We start from the raw sequence: 17952 nt of genomic DNA on the forward strand, positions 1-17952 counted from the left end.
ATCTCGGGTGCGATCCAGCATCTGGCCGGCATGAAGGATTCGAAGGTGATCGTCGCGATCAACAAGGATCCGGAAGCGCCGATCTTCAGCGTGGCCGACTACGGCCTCGTCGGCGATCTGTTCGAACGGGTTCCGGAGGTGGTCGATGCCGTCTGATGCCGCGATGCGCGCCGGCGGTGGCCGCGTGGCGCCGGCCCAGTCGTATCTGTTCGTGCCGGGGAGCAAGCCGGAGCGCTTCGACAAGGCGCTCGCAAGCGGCGCCGATGCGATCATCATCGACCTCGAGGATGCCGTCGAGCCGGAGGCGAAAGTGGCGGCGCGCGATGCGATAGCGGCGTGGGTTTCGCCCGAGCATCCGGTGCTCGTGCGGATCAACGCGCGGAACACGCGATGGTTCGAGGCCGATGCCGCGCTCGGCGCGTTGAAGGGCGTGGCCGGTATCGTGCTGCCGAAGGCCGAGCGTGCCGACGACGTGTGCGCTGCCGTTGCGCTCGCGCGCCGGCGTGTGCCGGTCTATCCGTTGATCGAAAGCGCACACGGCATGTGGAACGCGCTCGATGTCGCGAAAGCGCCGTACGTCGAGCGGTTGATGTTCGGCACGCTCGATTTCATCGCGGACATGGGCATGTCGGACGATGGCGTTTCGCTCAATCACTTCCGCTCGCAACTCGCGCTGATCTCGCGGGTGGCCGGGATCGAATCGCCGGTCGACGGCGTGACGCCGGATATCGATGACGGCGAGCGTATCGCGCGCGATGCATTCAACGGCAAGCAGCTGGGGTTCGGCGCGAAGCTGTGCATCCATCCGAAGCAGATCGGGTTCGTGCACCGATGCTTTCGACCGAGCGACGACGAAGCGCGCTGGGCCCGGCGGGTGCTCGATGCGATGCGCGATTCGAACGGCGGCGTGGTGACGGTCGACGGGAAGATGGTCGATCGGCCGGTGCTGTTGCGCGCCGAGCGGATCGCCGCGCTGGCTGCAGCGGTCAACGCCGGATCGAACGCCGCCGCCGGCGAATGCTCGGCGGCGTGAGTCGGGGTGGCCACGGCTGTCCGCTATCGTCGGATCAATGAACGGGTGCGTGCATGCCTCGGCGGCTTGCATCAGGCGGCGTTGCTTCTGTATTCGGTCGACCGAAGGAAGATGGTGGAGATGCAAAAGTCTGGGCGCCGGGAAGATGATCGTCGACGACGGTGATCGGCGTGGTCTTCATCTGGTCGACTCGCCACGGCGAAAGCGTTTCGACGAACGAGGGCACGGCGGCATGGGGTGAGCCGCGATCACGGCGCGACAACGCACTTCGTCATCTGCCTCGTTGCGGTCGAAATAAGATGGACACCCGATCGACGATGCGCGTATGATGGTTTCGTTCGAGCCTCCGTTTGCTGTTCGACCGCTCGCCCTCCACCTGCCACCGTGTTGCGTCGCGCATTGCCTCGCGCGCAACGTTTGTCCCTTTCACCACGACCCGTCGCGCCATGCATCAGGCGATGCTGGCTGCCTACGCTCGTCCTTGCGAGTCGCCGAGAAGCGATCGTCAGGAGTTCATGATGAGCATGCATATCTACCGTGGATTCGAGATCTATCCACTGATTTACCCGCACGTGCCTGCGCTGGATGGCTTGCCGCACAACTACGAGGCCGGCTTCGACGCAGCGGTCAAGATTTGTCTTCGCGGCACCACCGACACGCTGACGCAGAGCCAGACTTTCAGGCTCCTCGGCGACGGCCCGTTCGACACTGCCGGTGACGCACGGCGTGCGTCACTGCGTTATGCCGAGCGCGTCATTGACGACGATCGCGAAAAGCTGGGCTTCTTTTCGGACGCCCTCTGACAAGACTCGCATGGCAGCGTGACTTGCCATCAATTTGGAGAGCGAAATGATCGTCGACGAGCTTCTCGATCTGGTCCAGCGGTGCAAGCTCACTCGGAGCGATGCTGTCCTGCCCGCTGGAATGACCCATTCTGCGCGGTGCCATCAACAAGAGCTGCAGATGTTCGCGGCGGTGCGCGCATTTTCGATCGGAGCCGGGTATTCGGAGTTCGAATCCGACGCGATAGCGAGCACCGTCATGACACGACTCGGCTAGTTTTATTCGAACGTTTTCCAACAGGCATTACATGACAACCATCACACTGAAGATCAACGAACCCATCGATGTCGCGCTGCGGCGCTTCCGGCGCGGTATCGAGAAGACCGGGCTGATTCGCGAGTTGCGCAGTCGCACCAGCTACGAAAAGCCCACGACGGAGCGCAAGCGGAAAAAAGCCAGTGCCGTTGCCCGGCAGCGCTTGCGGGCGAAGCGCATGTTGCCGCCCCGCAAGATGTACTAGAAGAACGGCGGGAACAGCGTGCCGGCCGAGGGGGGGCATTACGGCGCCATCCCGATCCCCGGCGTGCGGTACCGCGGCCGGACGACGCAGGCAGCATGCCGGCCGGCCGCCGCGCAGCGGCAGGAAGAATGATCGGTACGCGCGTCGCGCCGTGCAGCAACCAGGATGAAAATCATGATCAGAAGGCGGCAAACATGAGCTGGTACTGCGACGCGGAACGCGAGTTGGCCCATATCAGACGATCGGTCGGGCTGCTTGAGCAAGCGCAACACGCCTTCATCAACCGATCGTCCGTGAACGATCCCGCGTACTGGAGAGTCAAGCTCGACAAGCTCCGCACACGATCCGAGCGAAGCAAGGTCCTCGCACTGCAGGTGGACGCGCTTTTGGTCCGCCTCGAACGCATTCAGGATTCGCGCTGCCGAAAATAGGAAGCTGCTCCTTCGTTCTCGTCTTGTTCCGGGTGCACGCGCATGGCAGGGAGCAGCCCACGGGAGTCGCATTCGAATTTCGGAGCAACACATGATTGACGCTAACCCAGGCAACACGTTTCGACACCTTCCACTCTCGCCCGAGCAAGACGCGGAAATCCGGCACTATATAAAGAAGAAGGCGCAAAAGGGCGAACCATGGGACACCCCCGAGTTGGCCATGATGCTCGCAGACATGCTTTCCCCGCCGCCTGGCGACGACGAGCAGCCAGAGACTATCGTTGAAGAAGTGAAACTGGCCTGCGAATATGCATTGACTTCGATCGACGAAGCCATGGAATCCGTATCCGCGAGTGAAGAGCGGCTCGCCGCGATGGAAGCCGAGGAAATGAAGCATCCCAGGCGGTAACGCAGCCACGATGCCCGACGCTCGAGCCACAGCTGCGCCACCGCCTTCTTGCCTTCAGCCAAATTGAGCGGCCAGCCATCCCTGCGCCCATTGCGTCGCGTACGCAATCGCATCGTCGCGCGCATCGAAGCCGGCCAGATCGCCGCTGGAATGCACCTCTCTCTCACCTCCGTCCAGCAGCGTCGTGGTGATTCTCGCATGTGCGATGTACTCGCCATCGGCCCTGCGGGGCGTCGGATCGATCCGGAAGCGTGTCGTATTGAAGAGCATGGGCTCCTCCCTGTCTGGTTGTCGCGAGCGGGGCTGCCGTGCGGGGCCGCACGAGCAGAAGCGTCCGCCGTCAGGATGTGTCGCGATCCGGCCGGCTTCACCATCCGGCCGTGGCCGCGCACGCTTCGATCGGGTCGATAACTTCGTCTGCAATGCGAACCGTTGGACCTCGTCGCGATGAAAATGGAAGAAACAACTGTGCTCACGAGAATTGATCACCGTTCGGTACCCTGTTACCTGATCCTCCGCGGTGGCTGGTCGACCTGTGTGCTGAATGCGGACCGTGTCGTTCTGCGCCGTGAAGCCAGTCCGCTGTTGCGCGCCTTTGCACGAACCCGCGGAGAATGGGCAAGTATCGACGGCGTCGCATGGAACACCTTCTCCGATGCTGAAGGCCTTTCTGCGATCGAGCGACGGGAGACGCGATGTTATGCGCTGGTCAAGGGAACGGAAACCGAACACCAGTTGCGATTGTTGATGACCCTCTGACGTCAAGGTGCGGGCGAGTCTCGTGCGGTCCGACGCACGGGAAAGCTGAAGTTCGGTGGCGTGTGCGGGATGGTCGTCGCGGTCTCAAGTATGCTCGTCGACAGTCGGGCAAATTCGCCTATAAACACCACGTTTCCGGTCGATTCATGGGCAATTCGTACTCCGTGAGTACCTTTGACTTTTGCGACTGCCATCCCCGCGGCATCGACTTGACCGGAGCGTGATTTCGCCGCGCTTCGTGCCAAATCGGCAGTGTCGATGCTTTGACATTCAAGCGAAGATCGGCGCATGGTAGCCAGCAAGCGACTTCGACTCATGGCGCTATCCATGACGACGATGCCGCGTGCCGCACAGCATCGTTGCAGTACATCGCGATATGCTGACGGGGTGGCAAGCTGGACTCGCGCTGCGCCGAGGGCAGTCCGATTCGGCCTGATGGGCGACGAAGTCAGCCTGCGAGGCCGCAGGAACGCGAATTGCACGGTGCTGGGCGTAGCCGAATTCGCGGCCGCGGATTCAAGCTGAAGCTGCGTCACTGGAGAAGTCGGTGAGCACCGAGAGAGAGCTTTTTGAACAATGGTGGTTCCGCGACACGCCGGTGGAATATCGCGCCGACCTGGCCTATCGCGTTCGGGACCAGGGCGGCTACGTCAGGGGAACACGTGCGGCGGCCGCCTGGGATGGATGGCAGGGGGCACGTCAGGGCCAGAACTGGATTCCGGCGGATCGGCACTGCCCGACGCGTCAGGATGCGGACTCGGCGTCTAATGTGTTGGCGTGGGATTCACGAGGATTTGCGGTCGTCGCTCGATTCGACGACGTCGCGCTGCTGCAGTCGGCGTACACGCACTGGATTCCTCTGCCGCCCGCGCCGAAGGATTAGCTGCGGCGTCACGACGCGAGGTCGCCGGTTACGGCGCAGCTTGCAGGCGCCCCATGTCGGCGGCCCGGCCAATCGCATGAGCAGCCTCATCGGTTTCCCGGCCACGGGCCATGCCCCCCGAGCCGATCCGCCGCGCCGCCCTCAGTCGAAATACGGTTCCAGCACCCGCTCGATCCAGTCCATGAACGCCCGAACGCGCGGCGACAGATTGCGCCGATGGGCCACGACGAGCCACGCGGCCAGCGGCTCCGGGCGCAGATCGGGCAGCACCTCCACCAGCGCGCCGCTTTCGATGTGAGCCGCGACCCCTGAATACCCGGCCTGGATCAAGCCGATGCCGGCCAGCCCGGCAGCGTGATAGGTCTGCACGCTGTTGACCTGCATCGCGCTCGGCAACGGCAGCGACGCATAGCCGGTGCCGTCCGGGTACTCCCATCCCGGATGACGCGCGCCGAGTGTCAGCGTGTAGTGGACCATCCGGTGTCCCTGGCCGAGCAGATCGTCGAGCGTATGCGGTACGCCGTATCGCGCCAGGTAGCCGGGGCTCGCCGCATTGATCATGCGCAGCCGGCCCAGCGGTCGCGCGATCAGCGTCTCGTCCACGATCGGGCCCAGACGGATCACGCAATCGAAGCCTTCCTGGACGAGATCGACACGCCGATCAGTGCTCGACAGCTCCAGTTCCAGCTCCGGATGCGCGGCCAGCAGTTGCGGGAGTGCGGGAACCACGACACTGCGGGCCAGTTCGGTCGGCATGTCGACGCGCAATCTTCCCCGCAGTCGCGTGCCGTTGCCGGAGAACATCGATTGCAATTCCTGGACTTCGGCCAGCAGGTCCCGTGCGCGCGAATAGAACGCGCGTCCGTCCTCGGTCAGCTGCACGCTCCGCGTCGTCCGATGCAACAGCGCAACGCCCACGTCGCGCTCGAGTCGACGGATCACCATCGAGACACGTCCCTTCTGGATGCCCAGGCTTTCGGCCGCCCGCGTGAAGCTCGTCATTTCGGCGACACGGGCAAAGATCAACAGCGCATCGAGGTTTTGCATTGTTCACTCGGCGAGTAACAGAACGTTCAATCGGCCGTCATTTATAACTCAATTGCGACCCAGTAGAGTGCTTTCCGATGTCGTCTCCCGACGACCACCTGAACGAAAGGGCGCAACCATGACACAACACATCGCACCGGTTAAGACGGCCGTCGTCTACCACTCCGGCTATGGGCATACCCGGTGTATGGCAACGGCTGTCGCCGAGGGCGCCGGCGCCGTCCTCGTCGCAATCGACGCCGACGGAAACATCGCGCCGGACGCGTGGGACACGCTCGCGGGCGCCGACGCCATCCTGTTCGGCTCGCCGACCTACATGGGCGGCCCCAGCTGGCAGTTCAAGAAGTTCGCCGACGCATCGTCGACGGCCTGGTTCGACGGCCGGTGGCGCAACAAGATCTTCGGCGGCTTCACCAATAGCGCGAGCGTCAACGGCGACAAGCTCAATACGCTCGAATACTTCGTGCTGCTCGCCGGGCAGCACGGCGGTGTCTGGGTGAGCATGGACATCAAGCCGGCGAACCTGAAGGCGTCGATGCGCGACGACCTGAATCGCATGGGCTCCTATCTCGCGCCGATGGCGCAGACGCCGGCCGACGCGTCGCCCGACGAGATGTCGCCGGGGGATCTCGAGACGGCACGCCGCTATGGCGCACGCGTCGCAACGATCGCCGGACAGTTTCGGGCAGGGCACGCGCGAATCAGCTGACATCCCGGCGTGCGGGGCGCCTGACCGGACGCCACCGCATGCGTTCCAGCCGACCATGAGGAAACGGCCATGAAATACAAGCAACTGGGCCGCACCGGCCTATATGTCTCCGAGCTGTGTCTCGGCACGATGACGCTGGGCGGCAATGCCGATGCCGGCATGTGGGCGTCGATCGGCGCGGTCGGCCAGGACGACGCGACCCGGCTGATTTCCCGCGCACTGGCCGAGGGCATCAACTTCATCGATACCGCCGACATCTACTCGTTCGGTCAGTCGGAACGCCTCGTCGGACAGGCGCTCCGGGACCTCGGCGTGCCGCGCGGCGAGATCGTGCTGGCGACGAAGACGGCGGGCGTGATGGGCCCGAAGCCCAACGATCAGGGGGCGTCGCGCGGCCACATCATGGATTCCGTGCAGCGAAGCCTGGAACGGCTCCAGGTCGACCACATCGACCTCTACCAGATACACGCGAACGATCCCGTCACGCCGATCGAAGAGACGCTGCGGGCGCTCGACGATCTGACGCGGCAGGGGCTGGTTCGCCATGTCGGCGTCTCGAACTGGCGCGCCGGAAAGATCGGCAAGGCGCTCGGGCTCAGCCAGGCGCTCCATGCGACGCGCTTCGAGACGCTGCAGGCCTACTATTCGATCGCCGGACGTGACGTGGAGCACGAACTGGTGCCGCTCGCGGTCGACGAGCAGATGAGCCTGCTCGTCTGGTCGCCGCTCGCCGGGGGACTGCTTTCGGGGAAGTTCGGCCCCGGGGCGCCGGCCGAAGCAGGGGCGCGGCGCAGCCATTTCGATTTTCCGCCGGTCGATCTCGAGCGGGCCTGGCCGTGCGTTGCCGCGATGCGCGCCATCGCCGACGCGCGAGGCGTGTCGGTCGCGCGGATCGCGCTCGCGTGGTTGCTCGCCAAGCCGCATGTCACGAGCGTCATCATCGGCGCCAAGCGGGTCGAACAGCTCGAAGACAATCTCGGCGCGGCCGATGTCGCGCTGACCGCGGACGAACTCGCGCATCTTGATGCCGTCAGTGCGGTGCCTGCCGGCTATCCCGGCTGGATGATCGATCGCCAGGCGGCGGGCAGGCGGCCGCAGCCTTTCACGCGCGGCGGGTCGAAACAGGACCGGTGACGCCGCATCGCGCGGCGCGGCGTTCGGCCCGCGCGATGCGGTCGCCGCGGCGGTAACGGCTAGAATTGCGGTTTTAGCCCGGAACACGTCCATGTCTTTTGCCTCGCTAGGCCTGATCGATCCCTTGCTGCGTAATCTGCAGGACCTCAATTACCAGACACCGACGCCGGTGCAGGCCAAGGCGATTCCCGCGGTGCTCGGCGGCAAGGACGTCATGGCTGCGGCGCAGACCGGCACCGGCAAGACGGCGGGTTTCGCGCTGCCGCTGTTGCAGCGGCTGGTGCAACACGGGCCGGCGGTGTCCAGCAACCGTGCGCGTGTCCTGGTGCTGGTGCCCACGCGTGAGCTGGCCGAACAGGTGCTGCAGAGCTTCGTCGCGTATGGCAAGGGCCTCGACCTGCGGTTCCTGGCCGCCTACGGCGGTGTGAGCATCAACCCGCAGATGATGAAGCTGCGCAAGGGCGTGGATGTGCTCGTTGCCACGCCGGGCCGTCTGCTGGACCTCAACCGGCAGAACGCGGTGCAGTTCGATCAGGTGCAGGCGCTGGTGCTGGACGAAGCCGACCGGATGCTCGATCTGGGTTTTGCGCGCGAACTCAACGCCGTCTTTGCTGCGTTGCCCGCCCGGCGCCAGACGCTGCTGTTCTCCGCCACGTTTACCGACGATATTCGCGCGATGGCGGCGACCATTCTGCACAGCCCGGTCGATATCAGCGTCAGCCCGCCCAACGTCACGGCCAGCAAGATCAAGCAGTGGGTCGTGCCGGTGGACAAGCGCAACAAGCCCGACCTCTTCATGCACCTGGTGGCCGAGAACAACTGGGACCACGCGCTGGTGTTCGTCAAGACCCGCAATGGCGTGGACTACCTGGCGGCGATGCTGGATGAAGCCGGCTATGCGGTCGACACCATCCACGGCGACAAGCCGCAGCCCGCGCGCCTGCGTGCGCTGGAGCGCTTCAAGGTGCGCGAAGTGCAGATGCTGGTCGCGACCGATGTGGCGGCGCGCGGGCTGGATATCGACGACTTGCCGCTGGTGATCAACGTGGATCTGCCGATCGTCGCGCAAGATTATGTGCACCGTATCGGCCGTACCGGCCGCGCGGGCGCCAGCGGCGTGGCGGTGTCGCTGGTGTGTGCCGATGAAGCACCGCAGCTGGCCGCGATCGAAGCGCTGATCCGGCAGACGCTGCGCCGTGAAGAAGAGCCGGGTTTCGAAGCCGAACACCGCGTGCCGGAAACCAGCGCGACGGGGCAGATCATCAAGAAGCCCAAAAAGCCGAAGAAGCCCAAGGTGCCGCAAGGTGGGGCGGGTGCCATGCCGGCGGCCGGCAAGAAGCCGAAGCCGCAAGGTGGGGACGGCAAGCGAAAGGCCGAGGGGCAGCGTGCCGGCGCCGCGGGTAAGGCGGCAAGCGTGTTGAGCGGCAGTCCGTTCAGCGTGCAAAAGCCGCGCGGCAAACCCGCCGGCAAGGCGGCTGCGGGTTCACGCAAGCCGGCCGGGAAACCCGCCGGTGGTCGCGGCAAACGTCAATCCTGATCTCCGGGGATGAGGCGTGCCGGCCGCCGCCGCTCGGCCGGAGCTTCCCGATCGTCGTCACGCGTTCTGCAACCGTCGACGTTCAAGGCGGTTGCGCAACAGGCCCGCGATCAACGCGCCGATGATCAGGCACACGTAGAGGGTGACGAGATAGTGACGCCACGCGTCAAGGGCGAGCTGGTGTGAAACCAGTTTCGGATCGGGGGGCAGATACAGCGAGCCCTTCGCCTCGACGACGCGCATCATATGAACAAAGCCGCCTGCGGAGAGCAACGGCAGCAGGGCGACGAATGCCAGCAGCGCGGGTTTGGCGCGGCACGCCCGCGGATGATGGCGCAACCGGAACCACAGTCCGAGACATCCGTGTATCCAGCCGGGTGCGAGCAGGGCCAGTTGCAGGCCCTGCGTGCCGCTGGTGAGCAGCACGGTGACGACACGCTCGTAGTCCGGCTCGAAGCCGTAGAGCGAGGACGCGAGCCGGGTTGTCACCGCGTGGCGGATCAGCAGCAGCGGCAGGCTGAGGCCTGCCCAGAGGCGGAGCCATTCGGCGGGCGGCAGGGTCCAGTGGCGGCGCCCGTATATCGTGTGCAACGCCAGCGCAAAATGAAGCGAAGCCGCGCCGTACAGCACGAACGTCCCCGGTGCGCTGCGCCAGAGCCGCAACGCCAGCACGAGACCGCGTCCGGCGAGTTCGAGTGACCAGATTCCGAGTGCATGATTGATCAGGTGCAGAAAGAGATAGGTCAGCAGCACCACGCCCGATCCGAGCTGGAGACCGCGCAGCACGGATTGCATCCGGACTTTCGATTCACGGTGCGGTGTGCGCACCGCGGGCGATTCCTGTTTGGTATCCGTTGCATGGGCCGTGTCGATGATGTCCATAGGGGTCACCCGGTTCGTGTTTCCTGCAATACCGTGAGCACACGACGGTTATTCCCGGATTCGACGGGACTGCCGGGAGAAGGCAATCCGAGGGGCGACCGCGCTCGACGCGCACGAGCACGTTGCAGCGGCGTTTGGTGAACGCTCAAACCGACGCATGAGCGGCGCTTTGCGAATGAGGCTCGACTTCCTCAGCCGCCATCGACGAATCTCGATCCGGCGGGATTTCCCGGCCTTGATCGAAAGGTATTCGCAAGGCATGGTTTTGATTTCGGTTAATCAGGGTATTTTTGATTTTTGACGTCCGCGATTTTTACTTCCTGCCAGTCGTCAAAAATATTCTTTCGGCCGATCGCGCGATCTGCTTCGATTTATTGCGGAACCATACCCTAAAAAATTCGGGCCATCCGATTTTGGTCATGTCGACCCCGGTCGGTGTCTCCGCCGTCACTGCCGGTTTGACGCTCAGCCCCGCCAGACGGCGTAATGCGAAGGAAGAGACGAGAGATCTCTCGGAAAACCGCGCGGATTTTCAGGCACTGATCGGTGCATCAACGCCCGATGCCGTTGGCGTTTCGTCTGAGAAAATCAATGCTCAACGATATCCCGAATGACCGAGAATTTCCCTATTCAACATATGAAAGTTTCGCAATATGCACTGCGAACTGCGACCCCTTTACTATTTACCGCTCAAATGTAAAAAGACGTGACCCGTCAATCAGTTCCGGAATCCAGGTCAGAACAATTCCGCATACTCCGTATCAGCAGAAATTGCGCCCGGTCCGACCCTTCTCTCGGCGCATTCAGCGCTCGTTACGTCCTTTGCATTTCGTAACAACTCGGGTTGATTCGTCAGGGCTCGCTGTTTTAAATTTTGCCGGTCGCCCAGCAGCATCCGGCAGTCGGGCGACCTTTCAATCTGCAAGTCACGCATGCCGGATACCCGGGTGGCCAGCCACCCGACACTGCAGGTCCGCACGCGGTGCGGGCTTGATCAAGTGGTCGAACTCGCGATGGGTGTCGGTTCGACTGCATTCAGCCCGTTGCGACCAGACGCACCGGAATGGGCTCACCACGTTGTTCATGTCATGCCGAACTGGAGCCAGCTTGATAGCGGAATCCATGATCGAATTTTGATGTTTGCGTCGCAATCCTAAATATGTATCGACGGAATTCGCCCAGATTCACGACGGTACAACTTAACTTTGCGCACCGCGCCGATAAAGGACAGAAAATGGAATTCGTACGAATGGGAATCGTCTATGTTCATCTCATTGCCTGCTGTGTCGCGATTGGTCTCGTGCTGACCAGCGACATTGCCATGGTCAGGCAACTGCTGGATACCGACGCGCCTACCGATCCTGCCCAGGTTCATCTGGCCAGCCTGCAGCGCACCGTCACGTTGGCGCTGACGATTCTCTGGATCACCGGCATCGCGATCATTGCGTTCGACATGCGGACCCAGGGTCTCCGGTATCTCGGCAATCCCAAGCTGCAGGCCAAGATCGGCATCGTCGCGTTGCTGACCTTCAACGGTATCGCGCTGCACTCCGCGGTCCTGCCGGCATTGCGGAAAGCGGGATCCTTGCTGAAGCTTTCGTTCGAACGGCGCATGGTTGCCATTTTCGCGGGCGTGATTTCCGCCGTCTCGTGGTTCTATGCGGCAATGCTTGGCGTCGGGCGCCCGTTGAGCTGGAAGTATTCCCTGGTCCAGATCCTGGCCGCTTACCCGGCACTGATCGCCGGTGGCATCGCCACCATGTTGTTCATCACGGCAGTGGCGAAATCCAGGACGTCCGTGGAACGACGCAATACCGAAAAGGTGGCGGCCTACTGATCGCCGCCCTCCGGGGGATGCGCGCTGCTCGCGGCAGTGCGTATCCTCTCGTCACACACGTGTGCGTGCTGGCCAGCGTCCAATTCCAAACGTTCGGCTGCACGCGGGCACGCGGGCACGCGCCAGGCGTGCGTTGTCCCCATCCCCCTCCTCGCGCAGAGCCGGATCGTACGTGATCCGAAGCGTTCGCCGCCGGAAGAACGAACCGGCGACGCGATCAATGAAAGAAGAGCGCCCGCATGCCGAACGTGTGATGCGCTTCGGCCGCCATCAGCACCATGAGCACCAGCAGGCACAGCGGCGGTATCAGGATCGCGTACACCAGCGCCAGACGCTCCCACATCATGTGCATAAAGATCGACACGATCAGCCCGGCCTTGGCGATCATGAGCACGACGATCAGCACCCAGCGCACCACGCCTTGCACCTTGAAGTAGTCGACCAGGTACGACAACGTGCTCAGGACGAACAGCAGGCCCCAGATTTTCAGGTAGATGCCGATCGGGTGCTGCTGGCCGTGCGCGGCGTCGGGTCGATCGGCGGGATCGGTGTGGTCCATGGCCTGCCTCACCACAAATAGAACAGCGCGAAGATGAACACCCACACCAGGTCGACGAAGTGCCAGTACAGGCCGGCGATCTCGACGATCTGGAAGTTGCCGTGCTCGGTGAACCCCGGCTGCAGGATCTTGCGTGCGATCAGCAGCAGGTAGATCACGCCGCAGGTCACGTGAAAGCCGTGGAACCCGGTGATCATGAAGAAGCATGCGCCGAACTGCGTGGCGCCCAGCGGGTTGCCCCACGGGCGGATGCCTTCATGGACGATCAGCTTGGTCCATTCGAAGGCCTGCATCGACACGAAGGTCACGCCGAGCAGCGCGGTCGCCAGCAACAACGCGGCGGCGCGCCGGGCATTGCGCCGATAGCCGAAATTCACGGCCATCGCCATGGTGCCGCTGCTGGTGATCAGCGTGAACGTCATGATCGCGATCAGCAGCAAGGGCACCTCGACGCCGGCCACGGTGAGCCCAAACACCTTGGACGGGTCGGGCCACGGCGCCGTGGTCGACATGCGCACCGACATGTAGCCGATCAGGAAGCTGCTGAACACGAAGGTGTCCGACAGCAGGAAGATCCACATCATCGCCTTGCCCCACGGCACCTTGAAGGCTTCGCGGTCGGCCGACCAGTCCGTGACGATGCCGCGCCAGCCGTCGGGCCCGGCGTCGGCGGGCGGGGTGGTGGCGGATTCGGGCGGGAGCGGAGGCGAGGTCATGGCGCGGCTCCATACAGCGGTCCGCAGATGGCGGCGACAACCGCGGGGGTGAGCCACCACATTGCCGCCAGCAGCACGAGCCAGACCGCCAGCAGGAAATGCCAGTAGAGCGCGCACAGCGAAATGGCGCGCTGGGCGCGGAACGGATCCGCACGCCGGCGCTGCGCGATCGTCACGGCCCAGGCCGCCAGCCCGCCCAGCACGTGCAGTCCGTGCAGGCCGGTGAGCAGGTAGAGGAAGCTGTTGGAAGGATTGGCGACGACGGTTTGCCCGGCCGCCGACAGCATGCGCCAGGCGATCAGTTGCCCGATCACGAACACGGCGGCCAGCACGCCGCCGCCCACCAGCCACGCGACGCGATGCCCGGTCAGCTGCCGGGCACGCTGCATGGCGACGCTGGCCAGCGCGAGCGCGCCGGTGTTCCACCACAGCAGCGCCGGATGCGGGATCGGCTGCCAGTCGGGCTCGCGCATGCGCATGCCGTAGGCGAGCAGCAGCAATGAAAACAAGGCCGTCGCCACGGCCATGAACACGATCAGGCCGACGCGGCTCGCATTCGGCAGGACGGGCGGCGGCGTGTCGGGAACGAAGGGGCGCGGCAGCGTGGTCATTTGCGTGCCTCGCCGGGTTGAACCGTCGGGCGGGCCGGTTCCGGCTCCGGCGCCGTTGCAGGCGGCTGGTTTTGCGGGACGAAGTCTTCCGCTTGTCCCGGCGGGCTGTATTCGTACGCCCAACGGTAGACGACCGGCAGCGCGGCGCCCCAGTTGCCGTGCACCGGCGGCGTTTGCGGCGTCTGCCATTCCAGCGTGGTGGCCCGCCACGGATTGCCGTCGGCACGCTTGCCGCGTACGAGGCTCCACGCCAGGTTGTACAGGAACAGCAACTGTGCGACCCCCACGATCAGCGCGGCGACGGTGATGAACGTGTTGAGCGTCTGCGCCGAATGCGGAATGAAGCTGTAGCCCTCGTACGCGTAATACCGCCGCGGCATGCCGAGGATGCCGAGATAGTGCATCGGGAAGTAGATCGCGTACGTGCCGAGGAAGGTGATCCAGAAGTGCGCGCGCCCGAGCCTGTCGTCGAGCATGCGGCCCGTCACCTTCGGATACCAGTGGTAGAGGCCGCCGAACACCACCAGGATCGGCGACACGGCCATCACCATATGGAAGTGCGCGACCACGAAGTACGTGTTCGACAGCGGAATGTCCACGCTCACGTTGCCGAGGTAGAGCCCGGTCAGCCCGCCCAGCACGAAGGTGCTGATGAAGCCGATGGCAAACAGCATCGGCACGGTCAGGTGGATATCGCCGCGCCACAGCGTCAGCACCCAGTTGTAGACCTTGAGGGCGGTCGGGATGGCGATGATGAGCGTGGTGGTGGCAAAGAAGAAACCGAAGTACGGATCCATGCCGGCGACGAACATGTGGTGCGCCCAGACCACGAAGCTCAGTGCGCCGATGACGACGATGGCCCACACCATCATCCGGTAGCCGAAGATGCTCTTGCGCGCGTGGGTGCTGATGAGGTCCGACGCGATGCCGAAGGCCGGCAGTGCGACGATGTAGACCTCCGGATGCCCGAAGAACCAGAACAGGTGCTGGAACAGCAGCGGGCTGCCGCCGGCATGCTTGAGCGACTGCCCCATCGACACCACGGCCGGTATGAAGAAACTGGTGCCGAGCGTCCGGTCGAGCAGCATCATCACGGCCGACACGAACAGCGCCGGAAACGCCAGCAGCGCCATGATGGTCGCGATGAAGATGCCCCACACCGTGAGCGGCATGCGCATCAGCGTCATGCCGCGCGTGCGCGCCTGCAGCGTCGTGGTGACGTAATTCAGGCCGCCCATGGTTGCCGCGACGATGAAGATCGCCAGCGACACGAGCATCAGCACGATGCCCCATTCGACGCCCGGCGTGCCGGGCAGGATGGCCTGGGGCGGATACAGCGTCCAGCCCGCGCCGGTCGGCCCGCCCGGCACGAAGAAGCTCGCCACCAGCACCAGCACGGCCAGCAGGTAGACCCAGTAGCTCAGCATGTTGAGAAACGGGAACACCATGTCGCGCGCGCCCAGCATCAGCGGGATCAGGTAGTTGCCGAAGCCGCCGAGGAACAGCGCGGTCAGCAGGTAGATCACCATGATCATCCCGTGCATGGTGACGAACTGGTAGTAGTGGTTGGCGTCGATGAAGCTGAACTTGCCGGGAAAGCCGAGCTGCAACCGCATCAGGTCCGACAGGACGAGGCCGACCAGGCCGATGGCGATGGCCGTCAGCGCATACTGCACGGCGATGACCTTGTGGTCCTGGCTCCAGACATAGCGCGTCCAGAAGCTTTTCGGGGCGTGGTCGAGGTGCGCGTAGGGCATTGCGTCTGCTCCGCTAGGGCTGGCGGTTGCCCGTGCTGCCGGCAGCCGTGCTGCCGGCAGCCGGGCCGCCTTGCGATTCGATGTAGGTCACCAGCGCGGTCAGCTCCTGATCGCTCAGGTCGAAATGCGGCATGATGGGCGAATAGCCCTTCACGACGCGGGCCGCCGGATCGCGGATGAAGGCGCGCAGATAGGCGTCGTCCACCTTCGCGGTGCTGCCGTCGGCCATCGTTTCGGTCTTGCCGTACAGGCCCTTCCAGGTCGGACCCACGCGCGGGCTGCCGTCCACGGTATGGCAGGCGAGACAGCCCTTGGCCGCGGCGAGCGCCTTGCCCTGGTCGGCGAGCGCCTGCGCGCTGCCGCCTGGCGTTGCCGCCGCGGCCTGAACCTTGGCCTGCTGCCGCTGCGCGAAGGTGGTCTGCTGCGCGAGCCAGCGCGAGAACGCTGCATCGTCTTCCACCACCACCACGCCGCGCATGCCCGCGTGCCCGACACCGCAAAGCTGTGCGCACAGGATGTCGTAACGGCCTGCCTTGGTCGGCGTGAACCAGAAGGTCGTCACCATGCCGGGCACCATGTTCATGCGCGCACGAAACGGCGGGACATAGAAGTCGTGCAGCACGTCGAGCGACCGTGTCAGGACCTGGATCGGCCGGTTCAGCGGCAGATGGACCTCGGGCGTCTCGATCAGGTAGTTGTCGCGGCCGTTGGGGTCGGCGGGGTTCAGGCCGAAGGGATTGTCGCTGCCGATATAGCGCACGTCCGTCGTGCCCAGCTTGCCGCCGGGGCCGGCGAAGCGGAAGCGCCATTGCCATTGCCGGCCGAGCACCTCCATCTGCAGCACGTTGCGCGGCGGCCGGATGTAGTCCGCATAGACGAACAGACCGGGGGCCAGCAACGCCGCGACGCCGACGGCGGTCAGGCCGATCAGCCACCATTCCAGCCGCCTGTTGTGCGGCTCGTAGGCCGCGCGATGCCCGCCGCGGTGGCGGTAGCGCATCAGCGCGATCGCGATGAACAGGTTGATGGCGATGAAGAACGCGCCGGTGATGACGAGCGTGATCGTCAGCATGTCGTCCATGCGCACCCAGTTCGACGCGATCGGCGTGATCCACCAGGGACTGGCAAAGTGAAACCCCACCGCCAACGCGATGATCACGATCAGGGCAATCGCAAGCACCATGGGCCGCCTCGCCGCGCGTCACTCGCCGGAGCCGCCAACCGGCGCTCCGGGCATCGTCGTGCCGCCTTGCCGAATTTCGTACGATTGTTTGCCGGCAATCCACCAGGACCGATTCGCCAGGCGGCGTCGGCGGCTCTAAAGAAAAAGGTAGTCTGCTGCCTTGCATCGCGCAAGGCAGCGCAAGAGGAAGGAGGGAAGCACCCCATACCCGCGTCGCACCACGGACGGCGTCACCTGCCGCGACAACATGCAAAACGGCCGCCTCCGGCGTGAGTTGTCGAGGCAGCCGTCCCGCGCGGCGCGAAGCAACGGCATGTCAGTGCATCGCGTTCTGCTTGCGCCGTTCGAGCATGCCGTAGACGACGGCGGTGACCACGCCGAACAGCAGGTTGGCCAGCAACGGTCCGGATCCCCGCTCCGAGATGAACCACGGGAACACGGCGGTCATCACGTAGAAGTTCCATACGTACGCGACGATCCCGAAAGCCAGCCCGATGACGGCCTCCATGCCGACGCTCGAATCGAAGCGGAACGGTGCCATGATCGCGGCGAGGATCATCCCCATGATGGCGCCGAGCACGTAGTGCAACAGCAGTGCCATTCCCACGATGCTGAAGCTGAACACCGACATCTGTTCGAGCGCGCCACGGCCCATCACCATCGCCGCGATCTTGTGGGTCGGCTGCCACGGACTTTCATCGAGCACCATGGTTGACCAGAAGAATTCGAGCACGATCACCAGGGCGCCCCCGGCAAGCCCGGCCACGGCCGCGGCGAGCCAGTCCGGCATGCGCCGTTGCCAATGGTGCGATTGAATGTGCAGTTCCATACGACCTCCTTGCTGACAATTCAGCTTCGGCACTCGGGTTCAGCACGCGCCACGCGCGTCGAAAATACGTCGGCTATTCGATTCAGAATGGCAGATATGGGGGGCAACGCAAGGTGCAAAAACCCTGCGCGTCGCATGGCAGTACGGTGTTCCGTTCAGGATCGGCGTGCGGCGGGTGTCGGCGGCGCGACATGGGAACGGAGGCCGTGGCGTTGCGCGGTCACGGGCATCTGACTGCATGCAACGCCAAAAGGGCAGGGGCCGTCACGGAATCGTCCTCGTGCCGGCACGCCGGGGCAAATTAAGTATTCCGACAAATCTTCTGCACCGACG

Annotated in this window: 22 protein-coding genes and 1 pseudogene; 14 read left to right on the forward strand and 9 right to left on the reverse strand. The window is 64.1% G+C overall.

What is annotated here, in order from left to right:
• From DID99_RS10255 to DID99_RS10290, 7 genes and pseudogenes are all read left to right on the forward strand, one after another.
• Positions 1 to 156: pseudogene (locus tag DID99_RS10255) on the forward strand (electron transfer flavoprotein subunit alpha/FixB family protein); the annotation flags it as partial.
• A complete protein-coding gene (locus DID99_RS10260) occupies positions 146 to 1033 on the forward strand; it encodes a CoA ester lyase (protein WP_124666595.1) in 888 nt (295 codons plus the stop codon). The pseudogene DID99_RS10255 and the gene DID99_RS10260, both read left to right, overlap by 11 nt.
• Positions 1034 to 1551: 518 nt before the next feature.
• Entirely contained in the window at positions 1552 to 1836 is a 285-nt protein-coding gene (locus DID99_RS10270) for a hypothetical protein (RefSeq protein WP_124666662.1), read from the forward strand.
• A gap of 46 nt (positions 1837 to 1882) precedes the next feature.
• On the forward strand, positions 1883 to 2092 hold the full coding sequence (locus DID99_RS10275) for a hypothetical protein (RefSeq protein ID WP_044846941.1): 210 nt from the start codon (positions 1883 to 1885) through the stop codon (positions 2090 to 2092).
• 31 nt (positions 2093 to 2123) lie between these two features.
• The gene (rpsU, locus tag DID99_RS10280; protein WP_124487370.1) at positions 2124 to 2336 is read left to right on the forward strand and encodes a 30S ribosomal protein S21; all 213 of its coding nucleotides are present in this window, start codon (positions 2124 to 2126) and stop codon (positions 2334 to 2336) included.
• Between the two features lie 128 nt (positions 2337 to 2464).
• Complete coding sequence (locus DID99_RS10285; protein WP_260444563.1) at positions 2465 to 2767, forward strand: hypothetical protein; 303 nt, start codon at positions 2465 to 2467, stop codon at positions 2765 to 2767.
• Between the two features lie 91 nt (positions 2768 to 2858).
• Positions 2859 to 3176 (forward strand): hypothetical protein, encoded by a 318-nt coding sequence (locus DID99_RS10290; RefSeq protein WP_124487368.1) that lies wholly within the window; start codon positions 2859 to 2861, stop codon positions 3174 to 3176.
• Positions 3177 to 3230: 54 nt separating this feature from the next.
• Here the strand turns inward: DID99_RS10290 and DID99_RS10295 are convergent, their stop codons facing one another.
• The gene (locus DID99_RS10295) at positions 3231 to 3446 is read right to left on the reverse strand and encodes a hypothetical protein (protein ID WP_044846937.1); all 216 of its coding nucleotides are present in this window, start codon (positions 3444 to 3446) and stop codon (positions 3231 to 3233) included.
• Positions 3447 to 3623: 177 nt separating this feature from the next.
• Between DID99_RS10295 and DID99_RS10300 the strand changes: the two genes are divergently transcribed.
• Together DID99_RS10300 and DID99_RS10305 are read left to right on the forward strand one after the other, a co-directional pair.
• Positions 3624 to 3935: a hypothetical protein gene (locus tag DID99_RS10300; RefSeq protein WP_260426231.1), complete on the forward strand. Its 312-nt coding sequence runs from the start codon at positions 3624 to 3626 to the stop codon at positions 3933 to 3935.
• Positions 3936 to 4482: 547 nt separating this feature from the next.
• The gene (locus DID99_RS10305; protein WP_124666596.1) at positions 4483 to 4818 is read left to right on the forward strand and encodes a hypothetical protein; all 336 of its coding nucleotides are present in this window, start codon (positions 4483 to 4485) and stop codon (positions 4816 to 4818) included.
• A 141-nt stretch (positions 4819 to 4959) separates the two neighbouring features.
• On the opposite strand, the gene DID99_RS10310 is transcribed toward DID99_RS10305, so the two are convergent.
• Positions 4960 to 5865 (reverse strand): LysR family transcriptional regulator, encoded by a 906-nt coding sequence (locus tag DID99_RS10310; RefSeq protein WP_124666597.1) that lies wholly within the window; start codon positions 5863 to 5865, stop codon positions 4960 to 4962.
• A 118-nt stretch (positions 5866 to 5983) separates the two neighbouring features.
• Here DID99_RS10310 and DID99_RS10315 point away from each other — a divergent pair, with 118 nt between their 5' ends.
• The 3 genes from DID99_RS10315 (at position 5984) to DID99_RS10325 (ending at position 9245) form a co-directional block, all read left to right on the forward strand.
• On the forward strand, positions 5984 to 6574 hold the full coding sequence (locus tag DID99_RS10315; protein WP_124666664.1) for a flavodoxin family protein: 591 nt from the start codon (positions 5984 to 5986) through the stop codon (positions 6572 to 6574).
• A 69-nt stretch (positions 6575 to 6643) separates the two neighbouring features.
• Positions 6644 to 7708 (forward strand): aldo/keto reductase, encoded by a 1065-nt coding sequence (locus tag DID99_RS10320; RefSeq protein WP_124666598.1) that lies wholly within the window; start codon positions 6644 to 6646, stop codon positions 7706 to 7708.
• 91 nt (positions 7709 to 7799) lie between these two features.
• On the forward strand, positions 7800 to 9245 hold the full coding sequence (locus tag DID99_RS10325; protein WP_185733750.1) for a DEAD/DEAH box helicase: 1446 nt from the start codon (positions 7800 to 7802) through the stop codon (positions 9243 to 9245).
• Positions 9246 to 9302: 57 nt separating this feature from the next.
• On the opposite strand, the gene DID99_RS10330 is transcribed toward DID99_RS10325, so the two are convergent.
• Positions 9303 to 10040 carry a hypothetical protein gene (locus tag DID99_RS10330; RefSeq protein WP_124666665.1) on the reverse strand — a complete coding sequence of 246 codons (738 nt, stop codon included), beginning with the start codon at positions 10038 to 10040 and terminating at the stop codon, positions 9303 to 9305.
• 377 nt (positions 10041 to 10417) lie between these two features.
• Here DID99_RS10330 and DID99_RS10335 point away from each other — a divergent pair, with 377 nt between their 5' ends.
• Positions 10418 to 10741 carry a hypothetical protein gene (locus tag DID99_RS10335; protein WP_124666600.1) on the forward strand — a complete coding sequence of 108 codons (324 nt, stop codon included), beginning with the start codon at positions 10418 to 10420 and terminating at the stop codon, positions 10739 to 10741.
• A 620-nt stretch (positions 10742 to 11361) separates the two neighbouring features.
• Positions 11362 to 11964 carry a hypothetical protein gene (locus DID99_RS10340; protein WP_124487363.1) on the forward strand — a complete coding sequence of 201 codons (603 nt, stop codon included), beginning with the start codon at positions 11362 to 11364 and terminating at the stop codon, positions 11962 to 11964.
• A gap of 217 nt (positions 11965 to 12181) precedes the next feature.
• On the opposite strand, the gene DID99_RS10345 is transcribed toward DID99_RS10340, so the two are convergent.
• The 6 genes from DID99_RS10345 to DID99_RS10370 all read right to left on the reverse strand — a co-directional run bounded on the left by DID99_RS10345 (position 12182) and on the right by DID99_RS10370 (position 17619).
• Complete coding sequence (locus DID99_RS10345; protein WP_044846931.1) at positions 12182 to 12523, reverse strand: cytochrome C oxidase subunit IV family protein; 342 nt, start codon at positions 12521 to 12523, stop codon at positions 12182 to 12184.
• A gap of 8 nt (positions 12524 to 12531) precedes the next feature.
• The gene (locus DID99_RS10350) at positions 12532 to 13239 is read right to left on the reverse strand and encodes a heme-copper oxidase subunit III family protein (RefSeq protein WP_044846930.1); all 708 of its coding nucleotides are present in this window, start codon (positions 13237 to 13239) and stop codon (positions 12532 to 12534) included.
• Positions 13236 to 13850, reverse strand: coding sequence for a cytochrome c oxidase subunit 3 (locus DID99_RS10355; protein ID WP_124666601.1), 615 nt, complete (start codon positions 13848 to 13850; stop codon positions 13236 to 13238). The genes DID99_RS10350 and DID99_RS10355 overlap by 4 nt, the downstream gene beginning before the upstream one ends.
• Entirely contained in the window at positions 13847 to 15607 is a 1761-nt protein-coding gene (gene ctaD / locus DID99_RS10360) for a cytochrome c oxidase subunit I (protein WP_124666602.1), read from the reverse strand. The genes DID99_RS10355 and ctaD overlap by 4 nt, the downstream gene beginning before the upstream one ends.
• Positions 15608 to 15620: 13 nt before the next feature.
• The gene (locus DID99_RS10365) at positions 15621 to 16790 is read right to left on the reverse strand and encodes a c-type cytochrome (protein WP_124666603.1); all 1170 of its coding nucleotides are present in this window, start codon (positions 16788 to 16790) and stop codon (positions 15621 to 15623) included.
• Positions 16791 to 17106: 316 nt separating this feature from the next.
• Entirely contained in the window at positions 17107 to 17619 is a 513-nt protein-coding gene (locus DID99_RS10370) for a hypothetical protein (protein ID WP_044846926.1), read from the reverse strand.
• Positions 17620 to 17952: the final 333 nt, after the last annotated feature.

The sequence above is a fragment of the Burkholderia sp. Bp8986 genome, assembly GCF_003854225.1.
Lineage (GTDB): Bacteria > Pseudomonadota > Gammaproteobacteria > Burkholderiales > Burkholderiaceae > Burkholderia.